Source organism: Clostridium sp. (genome assembly GCF_021372645.1).
Lineage (GTDB): Bacteria > Bacillota > Clostridia > Clostridiales > Clostridiaceae > Clostridium.
In genome coordinates this window covers 1-19,597 of the sequence record NZ_JAJFUC010000104.1, presented here as the reverse complement: position 1 = coordinate 19,597, position 19,597 = coordinate 1, and the positions used below count along the sequence as shown (strand labels likewise).

The following is a 19,597-nucleotide window of genomic DNA, read 5'->3' as shown; positions in this document are numbered from 1 at the left end:
TCCACTAATAGTAGATGGAATACATGAAGCAATAATAGACCAAGAGCTTTGGGATAGGGTGCAAAAAATGATGGAAGATAGTAAAGGTAAGCCATCTAGAATCTATGATGGAGAATTTCCATTGACAGGAATACTAAAATGTCCTGTATGTGGAGCAGGAATGGTCATCATGAGAAGTTCCAAGGCAAGAAAAGATGGAACAAGGCATAGGATAGAATACTACTGTTGCGGTGCTTGGAAGAATAAGGGTACAGCAGTTTGCCATAGTAATTCAATCAATGTCAATAAAGCTAATGACTATGTGTTTGGTAAGCTATCAGAACTACTAAGTAATGACAAATTAATCAAAGATATAGTAGTAAACATAAATTCAACTAGAAAAGCGATGGTAGACCCTTCAAAAGATGAACTAGAAAAGATTTTGAAGGAGCTGGAAAAGGTAGAAGCTAAGAAGAAAAAAGTGTTTGAAGCCTATGAGGATGACATAATAACTAAAAAAGATTTCTCAGATAGAATGGCAGAGATAACATCAAGAGAGGAAATGCTCCAACAGGAAGTAAACAACCTAAAGAGCAACATCCTAGATGATGGTGTGCAGGAGGTTTCGTATGAGTTTGTAAGAGAAATACTGTCAAGTTTCAGTAAGATGTTATCTGAGTTGCCTTCAAGGGAGCAACAAAAGAAGCTACTTCATATGCTGATTTCAAAAATAACCATAAACAAAACTAGAGATATCGAATCAATAGAGCTTAACATCAATGATAACTTAATAATGTATCTAAGTAATGGAGGAGAACCAAGCCCAGATGGAAATGGAGGAGGTTCTCCTTCTTATTTTGCTTCTAGAAGAAGATTGATGATAAATCCTGTGAATATAAAAATATCTATCTAGTAAATAAGTTATTTATTGATTGCATAATTTGTTTACTAGATGTATAATTTATTTACCAAATGTACAATTTATCTAAATAGGAGAGTGATAAAAATGGCAAATAGACCAAAAATGAAAACTATTCAAAATGAACTTAATCAACTAAAAGAAACAGTTAAAGACCATGAACAAAGGCTAAAAAATGCTGAAGAACGAGAAATTGTTAGAATGTTGCAGGAAACCAATAAACCTGGTTCTAGCAAGCCAAGATATACATATAAAGAAATTGCAGAAGATGTGGGAGTATCACCATCTACTGTTAATAATATTGCGGCTAAAAATAATTTATCTAGAAGAAATATAGGATAATAACATGATTGCAGAATCGCATTAAATTAATATATAGATAGTTGCAATGTTGGAAAATTAAATTATTATAGAACTCTGCAAGCAATTATTAATGTATATTTTAAGGAGAGATATAAATATGCCAAACCCTAATACTAATAAATTAAAAAAATATATTAAACAATATGAAGAAATAGAAGAATACTATGATGAAGAGAATATTGAAGATATGGATGGATATCTTCAAGAATGTGCAGATATAGAAGGTCTAGAATCTTATTATGATAATGTATCTTCTGAAATAAATAAGATAGATAAATTTACTTCAGAATTAAATTTAGTTTTAGATACAATAGGACTTCTAAAAGAAGAAAAGTATACAACAATGTTAGATAAGGTAAAAGATATACGTAGCGAATATAGCGATCAAATAAGTTTGATGGAGCCGTGCATTAAAGAGTCAAACTGTGGATATTAAACTGATGGTACATTAATAGAATGCCTTTTTAGGTATTCTATTTTTATATAAAAAACTATATCACTTGCTACTGATACGGTGAACCATATCACAAATAAATGCGGAATTTAATAAAAGGGAATATATGAAACAATAGAACAGTAGATAGTTTTGTGTAAAAAATAAAACTACCTACTGCTTTCTTCCAATATGGGAAAATTATAATAAATTGAAGTCTGTGGATAATTTTTAAATGTGGATAAATCCACAGACTGCAAGGCAGATTTTTTTGTATAATCAGCGTGTAGTTTTAAAATAATATATATTATCCACAGTCTTTAAATATATATGTTAAAAATTAAGAGTTACATTAAAATTAGGTATTTTATAATTAAACTAATTAATAAATTATATTGTAATATATATTATGAATTTTTATTGTTAATTGTATTTACAATTCCAACATCAAGGGCATTAGAGTCATTAGCTATTTTTGTTCGAGTTCTTAAATCTAATTTTACATTAGATGGCCATGGTACATATTAGCAGTATATTTTAAATGATTAAACTACTAATCTATATCTTGATAAATTGATACTTGCATTATAATCCCTATCTATAACACAACCACATTCTTCACAGGTATATGTCCTTTCTGATAATGAAAGCTTTAGTTTTATATGTCCACATTTACTACAAATCTTTGATGATGGATACCATTTATCAGCTTCAATAAATTTAATTTCATTAAATTCACATTTGTATTGAAGTTGTTTTTTGAATTCATATAATCTTTGCTGTGCTATAGCTTTTGATAAATGCTTATTTTTCATCATACCTTTAATATTAAGTGTTTCCATAACAACTCCTTAATCATTTTTTTAGTCTTATTAGCTCTCTTGCCTTATAAACTACAACTAAAAACTGTAACAATTTGAATTAAATCTTTAACTAATTCCTGTTCCTCGGTCTTTTTAGTATTGTCTATAATTTCAATAGTAATTCCATATTTATTACATAGATTTTCTATAATTTCAAATTCAAATCTTAATAATCTATCTTTATATAGAATTACTATCTTTTCAACTTCTGAATTAGTTATCATATCTATTAATTGATTTAATCCTTTTTTATTGTAGTTAATTCCACTTCCTACGTCTGTAATAACATCAAAAGAATATCCTTTGTCAATCATGTATGTTTTTACATTTTCAACCTGTCTTTCTAAATCGTCTTTTTGTTTATTACTTGATACGCTACAATATCCAATTACTTTTTTAGTTTCAATGCCTTTAATACCTAAAAAATGATTAAGTTGCTCTTGTGAATAATATCTCGTACCACCATCTATTATGTGTTGTGGAACGAACCTTTTTTGTGCCAATCCCCTAATATCTGAGGCGTTTTACCTATTAAATAATACTTCATTAACCATCACCTCAATATAAGCATAACAAATAACTTAATATTATCCAATATATTTTTATAGATTTCTATATATTTTATTTAACTGTTGTCACCCTCTATTTCTGATGGATCAATAGCACCACTGTCATATCCACTATCAATTACAATGGTTGATTTTTATTCAAAATATTAACTATAATTTTTAGAGAATTATTAGTCATCAATATTACTTAAGAAATACTACTTTAGAAAATAGCGGAATAACTGGTTTCGAAAGTTGGGTATCAAGAGTCTTTTATAAACTATGGCTGCAATAAAATTTAAGAAATTAATCAATACAATGAAATGAAATCTGATGATAAAAGTTTCTTTATTTTTTGTTTTAAGAATAAAATTTGTTACAATCGATTAATAATCATTGAGAAAGCATCAATAATCGATTTTAATCATATGTATTGTTGACTGATGATTAAAAAGAGCATATAATGTGATTGTTGATGATTATTTGTTGATTGATGCATGATTGTTAATTGATTATTAGTTGATTGTTTATTGATTGTTGATTAGGAAGGTGATTATAGATGAAAGAAGAGAGTTTTTTTACAATACAACAAGCCGCTGCAGAAATTTTAAAACAACGTAATTATCCTATTAAAGCTAAGGAAATAGCTGAAATTGCTTTAAAAGAAAATTTAATAGCTCCTAGTAAAGCTAAGAATCCAGTTATTAGTTTATCTCAGGTTCTTGAAAGAAATATTAGAATGAATATGGGGAATAATCCTAAATTAGCATTCATTAATACTGATAAAGGAAGAATGATAGGACTTCCAGAAATGGATGTTATAAAAAAGAATGAAACTTGCAATGATGTACATATTAGAAATGATACATTTATAAAAAATGATGTGCTTATTAAAAGTGATGCGGTTATAAAAAATGATACATTTATAAAAAGCGAAGCACATATTAAAAATGAAGAAAATAGCTTAATATCATTACTAAAAAGACACTTACCAGAAGCAACTATTGAAAAAATAGAACTGTTTATGAGAATAAAGAAATATTCTGAAATAGATTATGCTATTATTGAATTGATAAAAAGAGGATTAGTTGCAAGCACTAATGATATTTTACAAACATTAAAGAGCGAGTTTGAGGATTCTGATAATGTTTAAGTTTATTAAATAAAGTTTTATATAATAAGTATTTTTATATGTAGAATAAATAAAATACAATTAATCTCCACCATGAAACCTACAAACATATTCAAAATGTGTTGTTGTGGGTTTTTATTTGTTTATATGAATTTTATATCTTTTTAAAACTTCTTGAGCATATAATGTGTGACTTTTAGTGTAACTTATATAATTAGCTGATACTTCAGTTGCAAAGTTTTTCAATATATAAAAATCAATATTTTTAGACAACATGATATTTTTAAGATCACTTATAAAAATAATAAAGTAATTTTCTTTAAAATGATACCTATAAAATAGACAGTAGAAAAAAACGGTTTAAATACTAGTTCTACTGACTGTATTTTATGGGGTCTTTTTTTATAGAACTTTTGACTGTCCAGTATATTATTATAGTTTTATATATTTTGATAATTTATATTTGTAGAATTTTCTGTATTATAAATTTATTATTGCAACTTATATAGAATAAATTCTATATTTAAAAGACAACCTAATATTAAATATTATAGATTAAAATTATCATACGAAGGATTAATAGAATTATAATGACAAGGAGAAAATCAAAGTATAGAGAGGAAGGAATTTAATTTATGAAAATATGTAAAAAATTCTTGATTATATTTATTTTTATAGTGAATTGTATTGAATTAATCGTTTGTGGTGCTCAAATTCCAAATAGCGATAAACCAAAAGATAGATTGGAGGTAATAAAAGAAAAAGGAGTATTAACTATTGCTTCAGCAAATGATATACCATTTGCTTATATAGATCCTAAAACTAAGGAATTTACCGGGATAGATGAAGAGATTTTAAAGGAAGTTGCAAAAAGACTTGGCATTAATAAAGTTCAAATGAAGCAAGTTAAATTCGAAGATTTATTAACTCAATTAAATAATGATGATGAAATAGATATAGTTGCTAATGGATTGTATGTTACTGATGAACGTCAAAAAGAAGCATTATTTACAAATATATGGTACAAAGATTCCGAAGCCATCATTACGCCTAGAGTTTCAAAAATTGTTTTTAAGGAAGATTTAAAAAATGCAGCAATTGGAGTAGTAACTGGAACAGTTTATTTAGAATTAGCTCAAAAATGGCAAAAAGAAGGAGTTGTAAAAAATATAGTAGAATTTGAAAGCCAAAGTGATTTATTATCAGCAGTAAATGCCGGAAAAGTAGATGCTGGTATAGTTACTTCCATTTTTGCAGAATATATGATATCACAGAATAAAAATCTATATTTAACAATATTGCCTCCAACAAACTATATATCAGAATATCCGGGTAAAGTAGCAGCCGCAGTTAGGAAAAGTGATACTACCTTAGCTGAAGCAATCAATGAAAAAGTTGATGAACTGAAAGATGAGAGAATAATTGAAAAAATTCTAAGAAAATATGGATTAAATGAAAAATATTTTGTTTCAATTAAAGATGAGCATATGTAAATACTTTAAAGCCAAAAATAAAGCAGTAGTTGGATTTCTCCTGGCTACTGCTCTTGAATTTATTAAATTTCAAATTAATGTTGATACTTTTGAGGCAGTTTTAATCTTAGCATAATATTAAAACCTTGATGAAGAATTAGAAATTTCATTTCCGTATCAGCATTAAAGTATTGGATAACCAAGATTAATAAAGACAATGTAAAAATAACTGCATCATTATGTTAAAAAGTATTAGTACATTGAACCAAATATGAATTCTTTGAAATTAACTTTTACCTGCGAGTGCTTTGGAGCCTATTTGTTCTGAAAGCTTCAGAGATTTAAGGGCTTCATCACCACAGCTAAGATCTCTCCTAACTCATTTTTATCAAAATCACTTCTTATATCAAGCGTAGTTGCTCCTAATTTGAGCTGGATATATTTGAATTTATTTATATGTAATTTATTCCTTGATATTTAAATTGTGATATAATATTATAAAATAGAAATATAATATTTAAGGGGGCTTTTTTTAATGTCAAGAGTGTATAATTTTTCAGCAGGACCAGCTGTGTTACCTGAAGAGGTGCTTAAAGAAGCAGCAGAAGAAATGTTAGACTACAAAGGTACTGGTATGTCAGTAATGGAAATGAGTCATCGTTCCAAAGCTTTTGAGGGGATTATTGGGGACGCTGAAAAAACATTAAGAGAATTAATGAATATTCCAGACAACTATAAGGTATTATTCCTTCAAGGTGGGGCATCACAACAATTTGCAATGATTCCAATGAACTTAATGAAAAACAAAGTTGCAGATCATATTGTTACAGGACAATGGGCTAAAAAGGCAGCATCAGAAGCAAAAATATTTGGAAAAGTTAATATATTAGCTTCTTCAGAAGATAAAACTTTTTCATATATACCAGATTTAAAAGATTTAAAGATTTCAGATGATGCTGATTATGTATACATATGTCATAACAATACTATCTATGGAACTACTTATAAGGAATTACCAGAAGTAGGAGATAAGATATTAGTAGCTGACATGTCATCAGATTTCTTATCTGAGCCAGTTGATGTAACTAAGTATGGATTAATTTTTGCAGGAGTCCAAAAGAATGCAGGTCCAGCAGGAGTTGTTGTAGTAATAATTCGTGAAGATTTAATTACAGATGAAGTTTTACCAGGTACTCCAACTATGTTAAAATATAAAATTCATGCAGATAATGATTCATTATATAATACACCACCAGCATATGGAATATACATATGTGGAAAAGTATTTAACTGGGTTAAAAATAAAGGTGGATTAGAAGCAATGAAGAAGATTAATGAAGAAAAAGCTTCTATACTATATGACTACCTTGATTCAAGCAGTATGTTTAAAGGAACCGTTGTAAAGAAAGATCGTTCGTTAATGAATGTACCTTTTGTAACTGGTTCAGACGAATTAGATGCTAAATTTGTAAAAGAAGCTAAATCAGCAGGATTTGAAAACATAAAAGGACATAGAACTGTTGGCGGTATGAGAGCAAGTATATACAATGCTATGCCAATAGAAGGTGTTAAAGCTTTAGTAGAATTCATGAAGAAATTTGAAGAAGAAAATAAATAATAATAAGTATATGAAAATATAAAAAGTAATAAAGAACTCCCTATTCAAATTATTTGAATAGGGAGTTCTTTATTATATTACAGTAGATAGTTTTATGTAAAAGCAAAACTATCTACTTTTTTTAACATAATGATTATATAAAGAATATTATATAAAGAAATAATTTATTTGGGGTGAGTATTTATGGTTGGAGATTTGATATCTATACTTGCTGGAATTCGAATAATAAAAAGCATTAAAAGTACGTTAAATAAGGTTATGGGTAGGGACAAGTTAGATATAGATAATAGTTTGATAGATAAAGGAATAGAAATTGCTGGTTATGGCTATGATTCAGAACAAGATATATTTTATTGTAATATGAATCCATGGCAAAGGAATATGGGATATAGTCGCTTGTATGATGAAGGATCAGCACCTTTTGGGATGATTGTAGATTGTGAACCAATTTATTTTAAATATGAAGGGAAATTATGGCTCATTGAACTATGGAAAGGTCAGTATGATTTAAATACTGGTTGTGAGGTTGGAGTATATACAACAGAAGAACCAATTTTAAATATTCCCGCAATGTATAAATATATGTTCTATAATTGTGCAAGTAATGAAGATAGATTGAAAATGTTTTTTACTTTATATAAGAATGGGGAAAGACTTTTTGAAAGAGATGACCAACATTGGTGGTTAGCAGGTTTTAAACTTGGAGAGTATTCAGAACCCTCAGAACTAACTATGAAGTTAAATATTACTTTAAAAGATGACTTCATGTGCAAGACATTTGTAGAGGCATTAGAAGCTGTAGGATATTTTGAGAAGGAAAAGGAATTTGAAATAGAGGGAACCTTTGAAGTAAATGGAAATAATGTAGCTTTAATTTTTGGTAAACCATATACACCACAGCCAATTACAAGAACGCCAGAAACAGATAGAATCATTCAAGCGAAAAATAAGATATTATGTGATAGATATAATGATATCGTTAAAGTATATGATAATGTTACAGATAAAATAAATGCAATCCAAACTAAAGCACCTGAGATATATGAAGAAATAATGGATAAAGCAAAACTGAGAAGTTATTTGAGAAGTATGAAAAATCCTGAAAATATTTAAATTAATGTTATTAAAGGCAGGAATTAAGTTCCTGCCTTTAAGATGAGTGATGTTATAAACAAGCTCTAGAATACACTTTAATGCTGAGGAAAAAAATATGGTATTAGCTGTTTTCTTATAACCTTTTTTCAATATAATAGCCTTAATATAGTCAATATGAGGACATCCGTCATAATTCTCAAAGACAGAATCTTTATTGTAAAAAGCATTAATACAAGCAAAATCATTACAACAGTTATGTGCAATATCACATTGAATAATAACTACATATTTTATATTCATTTATCAATAATTAAGTATTACGGATTGTAAGTAAGTTTTAACTAAATAGTGCTACAAAGACTAAGGTCAAAGTACTTACAAGTTTTATAAGTACATGAAGTGATGGACCAGCAGTATCCTTAAATGGATCGCCAACTGTATCACCAACTACACTAGCTTTGTGTGCTTCAGAATTTTTGCCACCATGTTCTCCTAGTTCTATGAGCTTCTTAGCATTATCCCATGCACCACCACCATTATTTAGGAATAGAGCCATGATAACACCTACAATGGTAGTTATCATTAGAAAACCAGCAGCAGCTTCCTTGCCTAGAACCACTCCAACTATTATAGGAGCAGAAATTACTAATATTCCAGGGAGCACCATTTCTTTTAAGGCTCCTTTAGTAACGATGTCAACACAACGAGCATAATCAGGTTTTGCTGTTCTTTCCATTATTCCTGGAATTTCTTTGAATTGTCTTCTGACTTCTAATATTACATATTGAGCAGCTCGACTAACAGCACTTATTGCAGTAGAACTAAATAAGAATACAATCATAGCACCTATGAAACCACCAATAAATACTTCGGGTTTTCCTATATCAACTGCAAACCAAGAATCTAAAGGCATATCAAGTATCCTTTTAACTTCATCTAAGTAAGCAGAAAATAGTAAGAAGGTAGCAAGAGCTGCTGAACCTACTGCATAACCTTTTGTTAAGGCTTTTGTAGTATTACCACAAGCATCTAATCTGTCAGTTACGGTTCTGATATCTTCAGAAGCACCAGACATTTCTGTAATTCCACCAGCATTATCAGTTATTGGTCCAAAGGTATCCATAGCAAGAATGTATGTGCAGGTTGAAAGCATTCCCATAGTAGCTATTGCGGTACCATATAAACCGGAATTTGCAACTCCAGGTAAAGCTAGAGAAGCTAATTTATAAGAAACAAATATGCATAAAGATATAAATATTACTGGTAAAGCAGTAGACTGCATACCCACAGATAAGCCAGTGATTATGTTAGTTCCAGCTCCAGTTTCACAAGAGTTAGCTATATCTTTTACAGGCTTATGGGTTATTGAAGTATAATAATCAGTAATAATTACAAATATATAACTTAAAAATATTCCAGCAAGGGCACAGCCGTATAAATAAATATAGTTTACTTTAGTTCCATTTCCAAGGGTGCCACTTAACATATTTTTAACTACAAAGAATAGAAGTACTACATTGATTAAGGAGGTTATAACAAAACCATTCTTTAAGGCTTTCATAGGATCATCATTGTCATCTTTGACTTTAACAAGAAATATTCCTACTATTGAGGCTAAAATACCAAAGGCACGTGCCACAAGTGGAAATAATATTCCCTTCCATCCAAAAACAGGATAAAGTGCAACGCCTAGAATCATAGCACCTACATTTTCAGCAGCTGTGGACTCGAAAAGATCTGCACCTCTACCAGCGCAATCGCCAACATTATCACCAACAAGGTCTGCAATAACAGCAGGATTTCTAGGATCATCTTCTGGAATACCAGCTTCAACCTTACCAACAAGATCTGCACCAACATCAGCAGCTTTTGTGTAGATACCTCCTCCAAGTTGCGCAAAAAGTGCAACAAAGGAAGCACCAAAGCCAAAACCAACTATAAGAGAAGGGGATTCTTTTATAAGTGCATCATTGCCTGAAATGCCTCCATATATAAGGAAAAGAGAAGCAACGCCTAAAAGGGAGAGAGAAGTAACAGCTAGTCCAGTAACAGTACCACCTTTAAGTGCTATTTGAAGAGCGTTATTTAAGCCTTTTTTTGCACCAGCAGCAGCTCTTACATTTGAATTAACTGCCATATACATGCCAATATAACCAGATAAAGCAGAACAAAATGCACCTGCTATGAATGCTATACCTGTTTGAAATGACATGAAGATAGCAATGCTAGAACCTTTTGAAGAATTACCTATATAATTACATAAGATAATTAAAAATAAAGTTATAATGGATAAAATAGATATTGTCTTATATTGCCTTTTTATAAATGCCATGGCACCTTCTTTGATATAATTTGATATTTCTTGCATTTCAACTGTGCCTGTGTCTTGGGAAAAAGTATATTTAACTAGATAAAGGATTACAATAAGTGAAATAATTATAACACCATAAATAAGAATAAAATATGACATCATTTACAACATCCCCTTTATTTTGAAAATATAAATATTTCTATAATTATATTTATATTTTTAAAATAATGATAAAATTACAAATCATTATATTTTTTTCAAAATACACAATATATATTTTAATAAAAAATAAGATAAATAAAGTTAGACTATCTAAAAATTAATTCAAATCAATTAATTTTTAGATAGTCCAACTTTATTTAATAGTAATATATTTATATACATAATAAATACTGTCTTAAAAAGAGAGTATTTATTAAAATATTAAATCTAGAACTTGGGATCTATTTCATCTCTTTGAATCCTTCTTAAATCTTTTAATCTTAAATGAGTTTTTTCCATTATAGTATCAAAAGATTCACCGTCAATTATCATTTTTTTAGCTATATCGTGTACTGAACTATTCCCTTCATTATTCATAAACTACAACCTCCTATATATGTTTTTATATATACTTAGTTTGCCATTATGGAAAAGAATATATTCATATAAATATCTTTATTTGATTTTACATTAACTAATAATTTAAGGCACATCTTTTGTCTATTATTTTCTTACGTGTACTTAATATATATTTTAAAACTATTAATTAACTACCTAAATATAATAAATAAAGTTGGGCAAGTGATTTTTAATCATTCGCCCAACTTTATTTATATGAAGCTATATTTGACTATTTACTTTATTTCAAATATGTAAATTTCAAATTATTCCCCAAGATAAGCACTCCTAATACTATCGTCATTAAGAAGTTCTTTAGCATCTCCAAACTTTACTATTTTACCAGTTTCAAGAACATAAGCTCTATGGGCAATAGCAAGTGCCATATTAGCATTTTGTTCAACTAGAAGTATAGTTGTTCCAGATTTATTAATTTCAACAATTGTATCAAAAATATCTCTAACAACAAGCGGTGCAAGTCCCATTGAAGGTTCATCTAGTATAAGCATTTCCGGTCTATTCATTAATGCTCTACCTATTGCAAGCATTTGTTGTTCACCACCAGAAAGTGTACCTGCATGTTGCTTTATTCTTTCTTTTAATCTTGGAAATTTAGAAAATACCATTTCCATGTCCTGCTTTATGCCAACTTTATCTTTTCTTAAATAAGCACCTAATTCTAGATTTTCTAAAATTGATAATTGAGGAAAAACTCTTCTTCCTTCTGGAACGTGAGAAAGACCTAAAGAAACTATTTTATTAGCAGGAATCGTATTTAATTCTGAATTCTTAAAAGTAACTTTACCTGATTTTATTGGTTCTAGTCCTGATATAGCTCTAAGGGTAGACGTCTTACCAGCACCGTTAGCTCCTATTAATGTTACTATTTCACCTTGTTTTACTTCAAGGGAAATATCTTTTAATGCATGAATTACGCCATAATATAGATTAATGTTATCTACTTTTAACATTTTTTAAGCCCCCTCTCCAAGATAAGCTTCAATTACCTTAGGGTTGTTTTTAATTTCATCTGGAGTACCTTCAGCAATTTTCTTCCCATAATCAAGAACTGCAATTTTATCGCAAATTCCCATAACAAGTTTCATATCATGCTCTATTAAAAGAATTGATATATGGAATTTATCTTTAATCCAATTTATAAGTTCCATAAGTTCTACAGTTTCTTGAGGATTCATACCAGCAGCAGGTTCATCCAATAATAATAATGATGGCTCGGCTGCAAGAGCTCTTACTATTTCAAGCTTTCTTTGTTCTCCATAAGGAAGATTACTAGCTAAGTCATCTTTTTTTGTATCAAGAGAAAAGACTTTTAATAGTTCAATACTTTTATCTATAATTTCTGCCTCTGTTTTTCTGAATTTAGGGGTTCTAAATATAGAATCAAAAAGAGAATAATTTATTCTATAATTAAAACTAACTTTAACATTATCAAGAACAGTAAGATTAGAAAATAGACGAATGTTTTGAAAGGTTCTAGCTATTTTCTTTTTTGTAATATTATAAGGCTTAAGACCTTGAATTCTTTCTCCAAGATAAGATATGGTACCTTCAGTTGGAGTATAAACACCAGTTAGCATGTTAAATACTGTAGTCTTACCAGCACCATTAGGTCCTATAAGTCCAACAATTTGTTTTTCATCTATGGTAAGGTTAAAATCTGAAACTGCTTTTAATCCACCAAATACAATTGATAAATTTTGAACATCTAACATTGAATTAAGCCTCCTTTCTGTCTTTTGACTTTTTATCAGGTAATATATTTCTAATTATATTAAGAGAAACTTCTTTATCTCCTAATAATCCTTCAGGTCTAAATATCATAAGAATTATTAATGCTAATGGGTATAAAATCATTCTAAAATCGCCCATTCCCCTTAAAAGTTCTGGTAGGAAAGTTAATACTGTAGCAGCAATAACTGAACCAGATAATGATCCCATACCACCAAATACAACAAAAGTTAAATAATCTATTGATTTGTTAAAGTCAAAGGAATCTGGTTTTATATAGCCAGCATAATGAGCATAAAGTCCACCAGCAAGTCCAGCAAAAAAAGCAGCAATAACAAATGCCATCATTTTATACTTAAATGCATTGATTCCCATAGATTCAGCAGCTATTTCATTTTCACGAACAGAAAGCATCGCTCTACCCTGAGATGAATTGATAACATTTTTTATTACAATAATGCTAATTACCATGAATACAAAAGCAACTGTAAAGGTAGTTTTTATTGGTATGCCTGTAAATCCACGAGCACCACCAACCACATTAATATTCATAATGATTATTCTAATGATTTCACCAAAAGCTAAGGTAGTTATTGCAAAATAGTCTCCTGTAAGTTTTAAAGTAGGATATCCTATTAAAGCTGCAAATATACATGCAACTATTGCACCAATAAATATTGAAACAACAAATGGCATACCTGCTTTTTGACTTATTAATGCTGACACATAAGCGCCTATAGACATAAATCCAGCATGACCTAAACATAATTGGCCTGTAAATCCAACTATTAAGTTTAATGAGACAGCCAATATAATATTGATTAAGGAAAAAGTAATAATTCCTTTATAATATGAGTTAATAACATCTGCACTAATTAAGCCAAATAGTACTACGTATGTAATCAGGACTCCTAATATAATAGTAATAGTCTTCTTGTTAAAAAAATTCTTCATAATTAACACCTACACTTTCACACTGATCTTTTTACCTAATAGACCAGCAGGCTTAATTAAAAGTATTATAATTAGAATTGCAAAAACAATTGCATCTGAAAAGTTTGTTGATATATAAGCTTTAGAAAAAGTTTCAAGTAATCCAATAGCAATTCCACCAACAAGAGCTCCAGGTATACTTCCAATTCCACCAAGTACTGCGGCAACGAAGGCTTTAAGTCCAGGCATGGCTCCCATATAAGGAGTAATGCTAGGGTAAGATATTGCAACTAAAACTCCTGCTATACCAGCTAAAGCAGAGCCTATAGCAAAGGTAAGAGAGATGGTGTTATCAACATTTATACCCATAAGAGAAGCTGCTTCCATATCTTGAGAAGATGCTCTCATAGCTTTTCCCATTTTTGTTTTATAAACAATAAATTGAAGCAAAATAACAAGAAGTGCGGAAACTCCAAACATTAATATTGTTTTAACTTCAATTTGAATAGATCCTATATTAATACTCCCAGCATTAATTAAATCAGGAAATGGTTTTGGGTTAGATCCAACTAATAATCTCATAGCATTTTGCAAGAATAAAGAAACTCCAATTGCTGTAATAAGCAAAGCAATTCTTGGAGAATTTCTTAATGGCTTATAAGCAACCTTTTCTATAATTATTCCTGCTAAAGCTGAAACTGCCATTGCAACCAATAATGTTGGTATTAATGGTAATTTTAGCGTTGAAGCAGAATAGAAGCCTGCGAAGGCTCCTATCATATATATTTCACCATGAGCAAAGTTTATTAACTGTATTATTCCATATACCATTGTATATCCTAATGCTAGGAGGGCATATACACTACCTAAGGCTAAACCGTTAATTAGTTGTTGTAAAAATTCCATAGTATATTCTCCTCCATGTTAAAATATTAAGGGTTAACTTTACCCGCTAAAACTTTTTTATTTTCATCAACTTTTATAATAACAGCACTCTTTATAGCACTTCTATCACTACCAAATTTGATGTTACCAGTAACACTGTTTATTTCCATTCCAGCTAAAGCATCTTTAATAGCAGCACCATCTGTTTTACCAGCTTTTTCAATTGCTTTAACTAAAATTTTAGAAGTATCATATGAAAGAGCAGCAAAAGCATCTGGTTCTTTATTGTATTCTTTCTTGTAAGAATCAACAAATGTCTTTACAGCAGCATCTTGATCACTAGAATAGTAGTGATTAATGTATAATGCTCCATTTACAGCATCGCCACCAATCTTTGTTAACTCTTCTGATTCCCAACCATCTCCGCCAAGGAATTGTGATGTTATTCCCATTTCTCTAGCTTGTTTAGCAATAAGTCCAACAACATTATAGTAATCAGGTAATACTATTACATCTGGATTTAAAGTCTTAATTTTAGTTAATTGAGCTTTAAAATCAGTATCCTTGTCATTGTAAGTAAGGAATTCACCAACTGTTCCACTAGCAGCTTCAAATTTTGATTTAAAGCTGTCAGCTATTCCTTTTGAATAATCTGAACCAGCATTGTATAATACAGCAGCTGTTTTTGATTTTAATGTTTCACTAGCATATTTACCAAGAACCTCTCCTTGGAAAGAATCAACAAAACAACCTCTAAACATATAATCTCCACCTTGTTTTGTTATAGTTGGTTCTGTAGCAGTTGGAGTAATCATTGGTATTTGTTTTGATGTTGCATTTTGAGCAACTGCAAGTGTTGCACCTGATGTAACAGGTCCTAAGATTGCACATACTTTTTCATTATCAACTAATTTATTGAAAGCTTGCATTGCTGAATTTGGATCAGCTTGATCATCTTCAAAAACAAATTGTATTTTTTTACCGTTAATTCCACCAGCATCGTTAACTTCTTTTTGTAATAATTCAGCACCTTCTTTTACAGATATACCATATGTAGATGCTGCACCAGATAAAGGTCCAATAGATCCAATTTTAATTGCATCCCCCGTAGTACTACTTGTACTTGATCCTGTATTTCCACCACAACCAGTAAGTAGTGTCATAGCCATTACAGAAGCTAAAATTCCTGAAAGTAAAGTCTTTTTCATAATTATCCTCCCCTTTGCAATAAGCAACAATATTAATATGATAATTTGATTGATAATATATTGATAAATTATCATATTACAAATATTTATATTATTGATATAATATCATATAGAATAAGAAACTACAAGAATGATATTTAATATTTCATAATAAATATAATAAAAAACATCTGAAAACAGTATAATTTTATATGAGAAATTTACAAAATAAGGTTAAAATTAAAAAATATGTAGTAAGAAATTATTTATGTTAAGTTTAGTCTAGATTATTCATAAAGAATAGGATATATTTTTATTGTTACAGTAGCACATACATAATTATATGAAATAGTAGTATTTATAGTAGAATCTATTAACAAAAATAATGGTTTTAATAATAATTTCAAACATATTAAAGAATTAAGAGGTAGAAGTGAATTGAACAAAGAACTATTAAATATTGAGAATATCCATAACATTAATAGAAGGTATTTTTATTCTATTAATTATCCTGTATTTGAAGAAAACTTATGTAAGACGGAAATGAAATGTCTTTTTAATAAAATTCCAAGTGAAAAATATTTATTTTCAGATTATTATGTTAATCCATCAAGAAGTCCTTTTATAAAGGATATGATTTCAATAATATATGAAGAAGAATCCTTGGAGGCAATAATAGATAAGGTTGTAAAAGATAGGTTATCTTATGATGATTTTAAGGTATGTTACATAAAACTTGAAAATGGAGATGTAAGTTATAAGGAAAGACTTAGAAGCATAAGAGAGATAGGTCTTGTTATAACTGGTCAGTCTGAAATGCATAATCCTAAAGTTATGCTTGGAGTAGCTAGGGTTCATGAAAGATGGATATTTGGTGAATATGAAAGAAATGATTATGAATGGCATATTCATGATAAAAAACCCTATTCATATTCAAATTCGTTAGGATTAAGAGTGGCTAGGGCATTAGTTAATATTGCAGTTGAAAATAATTTAGCTTGCAAATTAATTGATCCATGCTGTGGGGTAGGAACAGTTGTCATTGAGGCTCTTTCAATAGGGATTGATGTGAAAGGATATGAAATTAATAAAAGTATAGCAGAAAATGCAAAAAAAAATGTGGAGTTCTTTGGATATAAAAATGTAATAACCAGTGGGGATATGCATAATATCGAAGAAAAATATGATGCTGCTATCATAGATTTACCATATGGTGTATTTACATCAACAACTCTTGAAGAACAAACAGCACTTATGAAAACTGCTCGTAGAATCACAAATAAATTAGTTATAGTTACCTTTGAAGATATGGATAAATATATTATAGAAGCAGGATTTGATATTACTAACAAATGCTATGTTTGTAAGGGTAAGTTTAAGCGATATATAAATATTTGTGAGTAGAAAAGATTAAGGGATATATAAATTATTAATATGTATGGGTACATTTGCATTGTATGCATACATGTTTTATTATATGAGTAGCTAAAAAAAGGGGGATTTTATAATGGAAAGAGAATCAGTAAATAAAAATCTTGCTCAAATGTTAAAGGGCGGAGTAATCATGGATGTTGTTAATAAAGAAGAGGCTATTATTGCAGAAAAAGCAGGAGCCTGCGCAGTAATGGCACTTGAAAGAGTACCTTCTGATATAAGAAAAGAAGGCGGAGTTGCTAGAATGTCAGACCCTAAGATGATTAAGGAAATTCAAGAAGCAGTATCAATTCCTGTTATGGCTAAAGTTAGAATTGGACATTTTGTAGAGGCACAAATTCTAGAAGCATTAAACATTGACTTTATAGATGAAAGTGAAGTTCTTACACCAGCTGATGACAAATATCATATAAATAAAGAAGATTTCAAAGTTCCATTCGTTTGTGGGGCAACTAATATTGGAGAAGCATTAAGAAGAATTGGTGAAGGTGCATCAATGATAAGAACTAAGGGTGAGGCCGGTACTGGTGATGTAGTCCAAGCTGTTAAGCATATGAGAACTATGACAGATCAAATAAAACAAATACAAAGTGCATCAAAAGAAGAATTAATGACTTTAGCTAAAAACTTCAATGCACCATATGATTTAGTTAAGTATGTTTGGGAAAATGGTAAGTTACCTGTAGTAAATTTTGCAGCAGGTGGTATTGCAACTCCAGCAGATGCAGCTCTTATGATGCAATTAGGATGTGATGGAGTATTTGTAGGATCCGGAATATTTAAATCGGATAATCCAGAAAAGAGAGCAAGAGCAATTGTACTTGCTACTACTTACTATAATGAACCTGAAAAATTAGCAGAAGTTTCTACTGATTTAGGTGGAGCAATGAGTGGAGTTTCAGCAGAGGAAATTAAAACACAATATGCTGAAAGAGGCTGGTAAAATGAAAGTTGGAGTTTTATCACTCCAAGGTGGTGTAATTGAACATTTAAATCAAATAAAGTCATTAGGGCATATTGGAGTGCAAGTAAAAAAAGAAGAAGATTTAAATGATATTGATGCGATAATATTGCCAGGTGGAGAAAGTACGACTATTGGTAAGCTTCTTAAGGTAACAGGATTAATTGAACCATTAAAAGAAAAGATAAAAAAAGGATTACCTACATGGGGGACATGTGCAGGTATGATACTATTAGCAAATGAAATAGATGGTCAAGAATCGAAACATCTTCAACTTATGGATATTAAAGTGAGAAGAAATGCATTTGGAACTCAAATAGATAGTTTTAAAACTCAAAAGGTAATAGATGAAATATCTAATGAAGAGATGGAACTTGTTTTTATTAGAGCTCCATATATCACAGAAGTGAAAGAAAACGTAAAGATTTTATGTAAAGTACATAATAAGATAGTAGCAGCTAAACAAGATAATATTATAGTAACATCTTTTCATCCAGAATTAACAAATGATTTAAGGTTTTTAAAATACTTCTTAAAAAATACTTGCAATAATAAAGTGAAATAATTGAAAAATAAATTAAAGTATAGTTTTCAAAAGAGTTACTAAATATATTGGATAATAACAAATTTCCATTCCAATATATTTTTAGTAGCTCTTTTAAAGTTGTTGCATTTAAATAAGACATATTAAATGTGAAAGTTAAATTGATTTATACGCGTATAATAGTGGGTAACTAGGCCTAGCGTATCAATATTAGAATAATGTAGAAAAATAGAGAATAATATAGAATTATGGATTTAAAGTCAAAAGACAGTAGGTATTATAATCATTAGGGTAACTATATGTGTTAAGATAAAAGACGTCGCAAAGAGATACAAACAACTTGAAGAAATTTGATAAAAATTTTTTGAAAAAAGAATTTAAAAGATTTTAAAAAAATTGTTGACAAGATTCAAAACAAGTGATACACTAAGTAAGTCGCTTGAGTGTGACAAATAAAAACAAATAGTTACAACGAAAGTTGTGAAAGAAAATGGTCTTTGAAAATTGAACAGAATAATATAAATACATTTAAGTAAACCAGCAATTCTTTAATTGAGTAAGCTAAGATTAA

The 19,597-nt window shown here is 29.5% G+C and carries 17 protein-coding genes and 3 pseudogenes; 10 read left to right on the top strand and 10 right to left on the bottom strand.

The annotated features are described in order from the left end of the window. The 3 genes from LLF98_RS15315 to LLF98_RS15305 all read left to right on the top strand — a co-directional run. The coding region (locus LLF98_RS15315; protein ID WP_291705132.1) for a recombinase zinc beta ribbon domain-containing protein at nt 1-892 on the top strand (892 nt) is incomplete at its 5' end. A gap of 93 nt (nt 893-985) precedes the next feature. Continuing rightward, nucleotides 986-1,240, top strand: coding sequence for an AsnC family protein (locus LLF98_RS15310; RefSeq protein WP_291705130.1), 255 nt, complete (start codon nt 986-988; stop codon nt 1,238-1,240). Between the two features lie 118 nt (nt 1,241-1,358). Continuing rightward, the gene (locus LLF98_RS15305; RefSeq protein WP_291705128.1) at nt 1,359-1,697 is read left to right on the top strand and encodes a hypothetical protein; all 339 of its coding nucleotides are present in this window, start codon (nt 1,359-1,361) and stop codon (nt 1,695-1,697) included. A 542-nt stretch (nt 1,698-2,239) separates the two neighbouring features. On the opposite strand, the pseudogene LLF98_RS15300 reads toward LLF98_RS15305, so the two are convergent. Then, nucleotides 2,240-2,542: pseudogene (locus tag LLF98_RS15300) on the bottom strand (transposase); the annotation flags it as partial. Between the two features lie 41 nt (nt 2,543-2,583). Further along, nucleotides 2,584-3,104 (bottom strand): annotated as a pseudogene (locus tag LLF98_RS15295) (IS607 family transposase); the annotation flags it as partial. A 560-nt stretch (nt 3,105-3,664) separates the two neighbouring features. Between LLF98_RS15295 and LLF98_RS15290 the strand changes: the two are divergent. From LLF98_RS15290 to LLF98_RS15275, 4 genes are all read left to right on the top strand, one after another. Next, nucleotides 3,665-4,258, top strand: a complete 594-nt coding sequence (locus tag LLF98_RS15290; protein ID WP_291705127.1) for an HTH domain-containing protein — start codon at nt 3,665-3,667, stop codon at nt 4,256-4,258. A 614-nt stretch (nt 4,259-4,872) separates the two neighbouring features. Beyond that, nucleotides 4,873-5,730 (top strand): ABC transporter substrate-binding protein, encoded by an 858-nt coding sequence (locus tag LLF98_RS15285; RefSeq protein WP_291705125.1) that lies wholly within the window; start codon nt 4,873-4,875, stop codon nt 5,728-5,730. A 514-nt stretch (nt 5,731-6,244) separates the two neighbouring features. Beyond that, a complete protein-coding gene (gene serC / locus LLF98_RS15280) occupies nt 6,245-7,327 on the top strand; it encodes a 3-phosphoserine/phosphohydroxythreonine transaminase (protein ID WP_291705123.1) in 1,083 nt (360 codons plus the stop codon). Between the two features lie 183 nt (nt 7,328-7,510). Then, a complete protein-coding gene (locus tag LLF98_RS15275) occupies nt 7,511-8,440 on the top strand; it encodes a DUF4474 domain-containing protein (RefSeq protein ID WP_291705120.1) in 930 nt (309 codons plus the stop codon). 114 nt (nt 8,441-8,554) lie between these two features. Here LLF98_RS15275 and LLF98_RS15270 read toward each other — a convergent pair. The 8 genes and pseudogenes from LLF98_RS15270 to LLF98_RS15235 form a co-directional block, all read right to left on the bottom strand. After that, nucleotides 8,555-8,722, bottom strand: a pseudogene (locus LLF98_RS15270) (CGGC domain-containing protein); the annotation flags it as partial. A 37-nt stretch (nt 8,723-8,759) separates the two neighbouring features. Next, a complete protein-coding gene (locus LLF98_RS15265; RefSeq protein ID WP_291705119.1) occupies nt 8,760-10,895 on the bottom strand; it encodes a sodium-translocating pyrophosphatase in 2,136 nt (711 codons plus the stop codon). Nucleotides 10,896-11,162: 267 nt separating this feature from the next. Further along, entirely contained in the window at nt 11,163-11,312 is a 150-nt protein-coding gene (locus LLF98_RS15260; RefSeq protein ID WP_291705117.1) for a hypothetical protein, read from the bottom strand. 287 nt (nt 11,313-11,599) lie between these two features. Further along, the gene (locus LLF98_RS15255) at nt 11,600-12,304 is read right to left on the bottom strand and encodes an ABC transporter ATP-binding protein (protein WP_291705115.1); all 705 of its coding nucleotides are present in this window, start codon (nt 12,302-12,304) and stop codon (nt 11,600-11,602) included. Between the two features lie 3 nt (nt 12,305-12,307). Then, complete coding sequence (locus tag LLF98_RS15250) at nt 12,308-13,066, bottom strand: ABC transporter ATP-binding protein (protein ID WP_291705113.1); 759 nt, start codon at nt 13,064-13,066, stop codon at nt 12,308-12,310. A gap of 4 nt (nt 13,067-13,070) precedes the next feature. Beyond that, nucleotides 13,071-14,036 carry a branched-chain amino acid ABC transporter permease gene (locus LLF98_RS15245; protein WP_291705111.1) on the bottom strand — a complete coding sequence of 322 codons (966 nt, stop codon included), beginning with the start codon at nt 14,034-14,036 and terminating at the stop codon, nt 13,071-13,073. Between the two features lie 9 nt (nt 14,037-14,045). Next, complete coding sequence (locus LLF98_RS15240; protein ID WP_291705109.1) at nt 14,046-14,921, bottom strand: branched-chain amino acid ABC transporter permease; 876 nt, start codon at nt 14,919-14,921, stop codon at nt 14,046-14,048. A gap of 26 nt (nt 14,922-14,947) precedes the next feature. Continuing rightward, a complete protein-coding gene (locus LLF98_RS15235; protein ID WP_291705107.1) occupies nt 14,948-16,108 on the bottom strand; it encodes an ABC transporter substrate-binding protein in 1,161 nt (386 codons plus the stop codon). 417 nt (nt 16,109-16,525) lie between these two features. Between LLF98_RS15235 and LLF98_RS15230 the strand changes: the two genes are divergently transcribed. The 3 genes from LLF98_RS15230 (at nt 16,526) to pdxT (ending at nt 19,047) form a co-directional block, all read left to right on the top strand. Continuing rightward, entirely contained in the window at nt 16,526-17,491 is a 966-nt protein-coding gene (locus LLF98_RS15230; protein WP_291705105.1) for an RsmD family RNA methyltransferase, read from the top strand. Nucleotides 17,492-17,594: 103 nt separating this feature from the next. Continuing rightward, the gene (gene pdxS, locus LLF98_RS15225) at nt 17,595-18,464 is read left to right on the top strand and encodes a pyridoxal 5'-phosphate synthase lyase subunit PdxS (RefSeq protein WP_291705102.1); all 870 of its coding nucleotides are present in this window, start codon (nt 17,595-17,597) and stop codon (nt 18,462-18,464) included. Nucleotide 18,465: 1 nt separating this feature from the next. Then, nucleotides 18,466-19,047, top strand: a complete 582-nt coding sequence (gene pdxT / locus LLF98_RS15220; RefSeq protein WP_291705100.1) for a pyridoxal 5'-phosphate synthase glutaminase subunit PdxT — start codon at nt 18,466-18,468, stop codon at nt 19,045-19,047. Nucleotides 19,048-19,597: the final 550 nt, after the last annotated feature.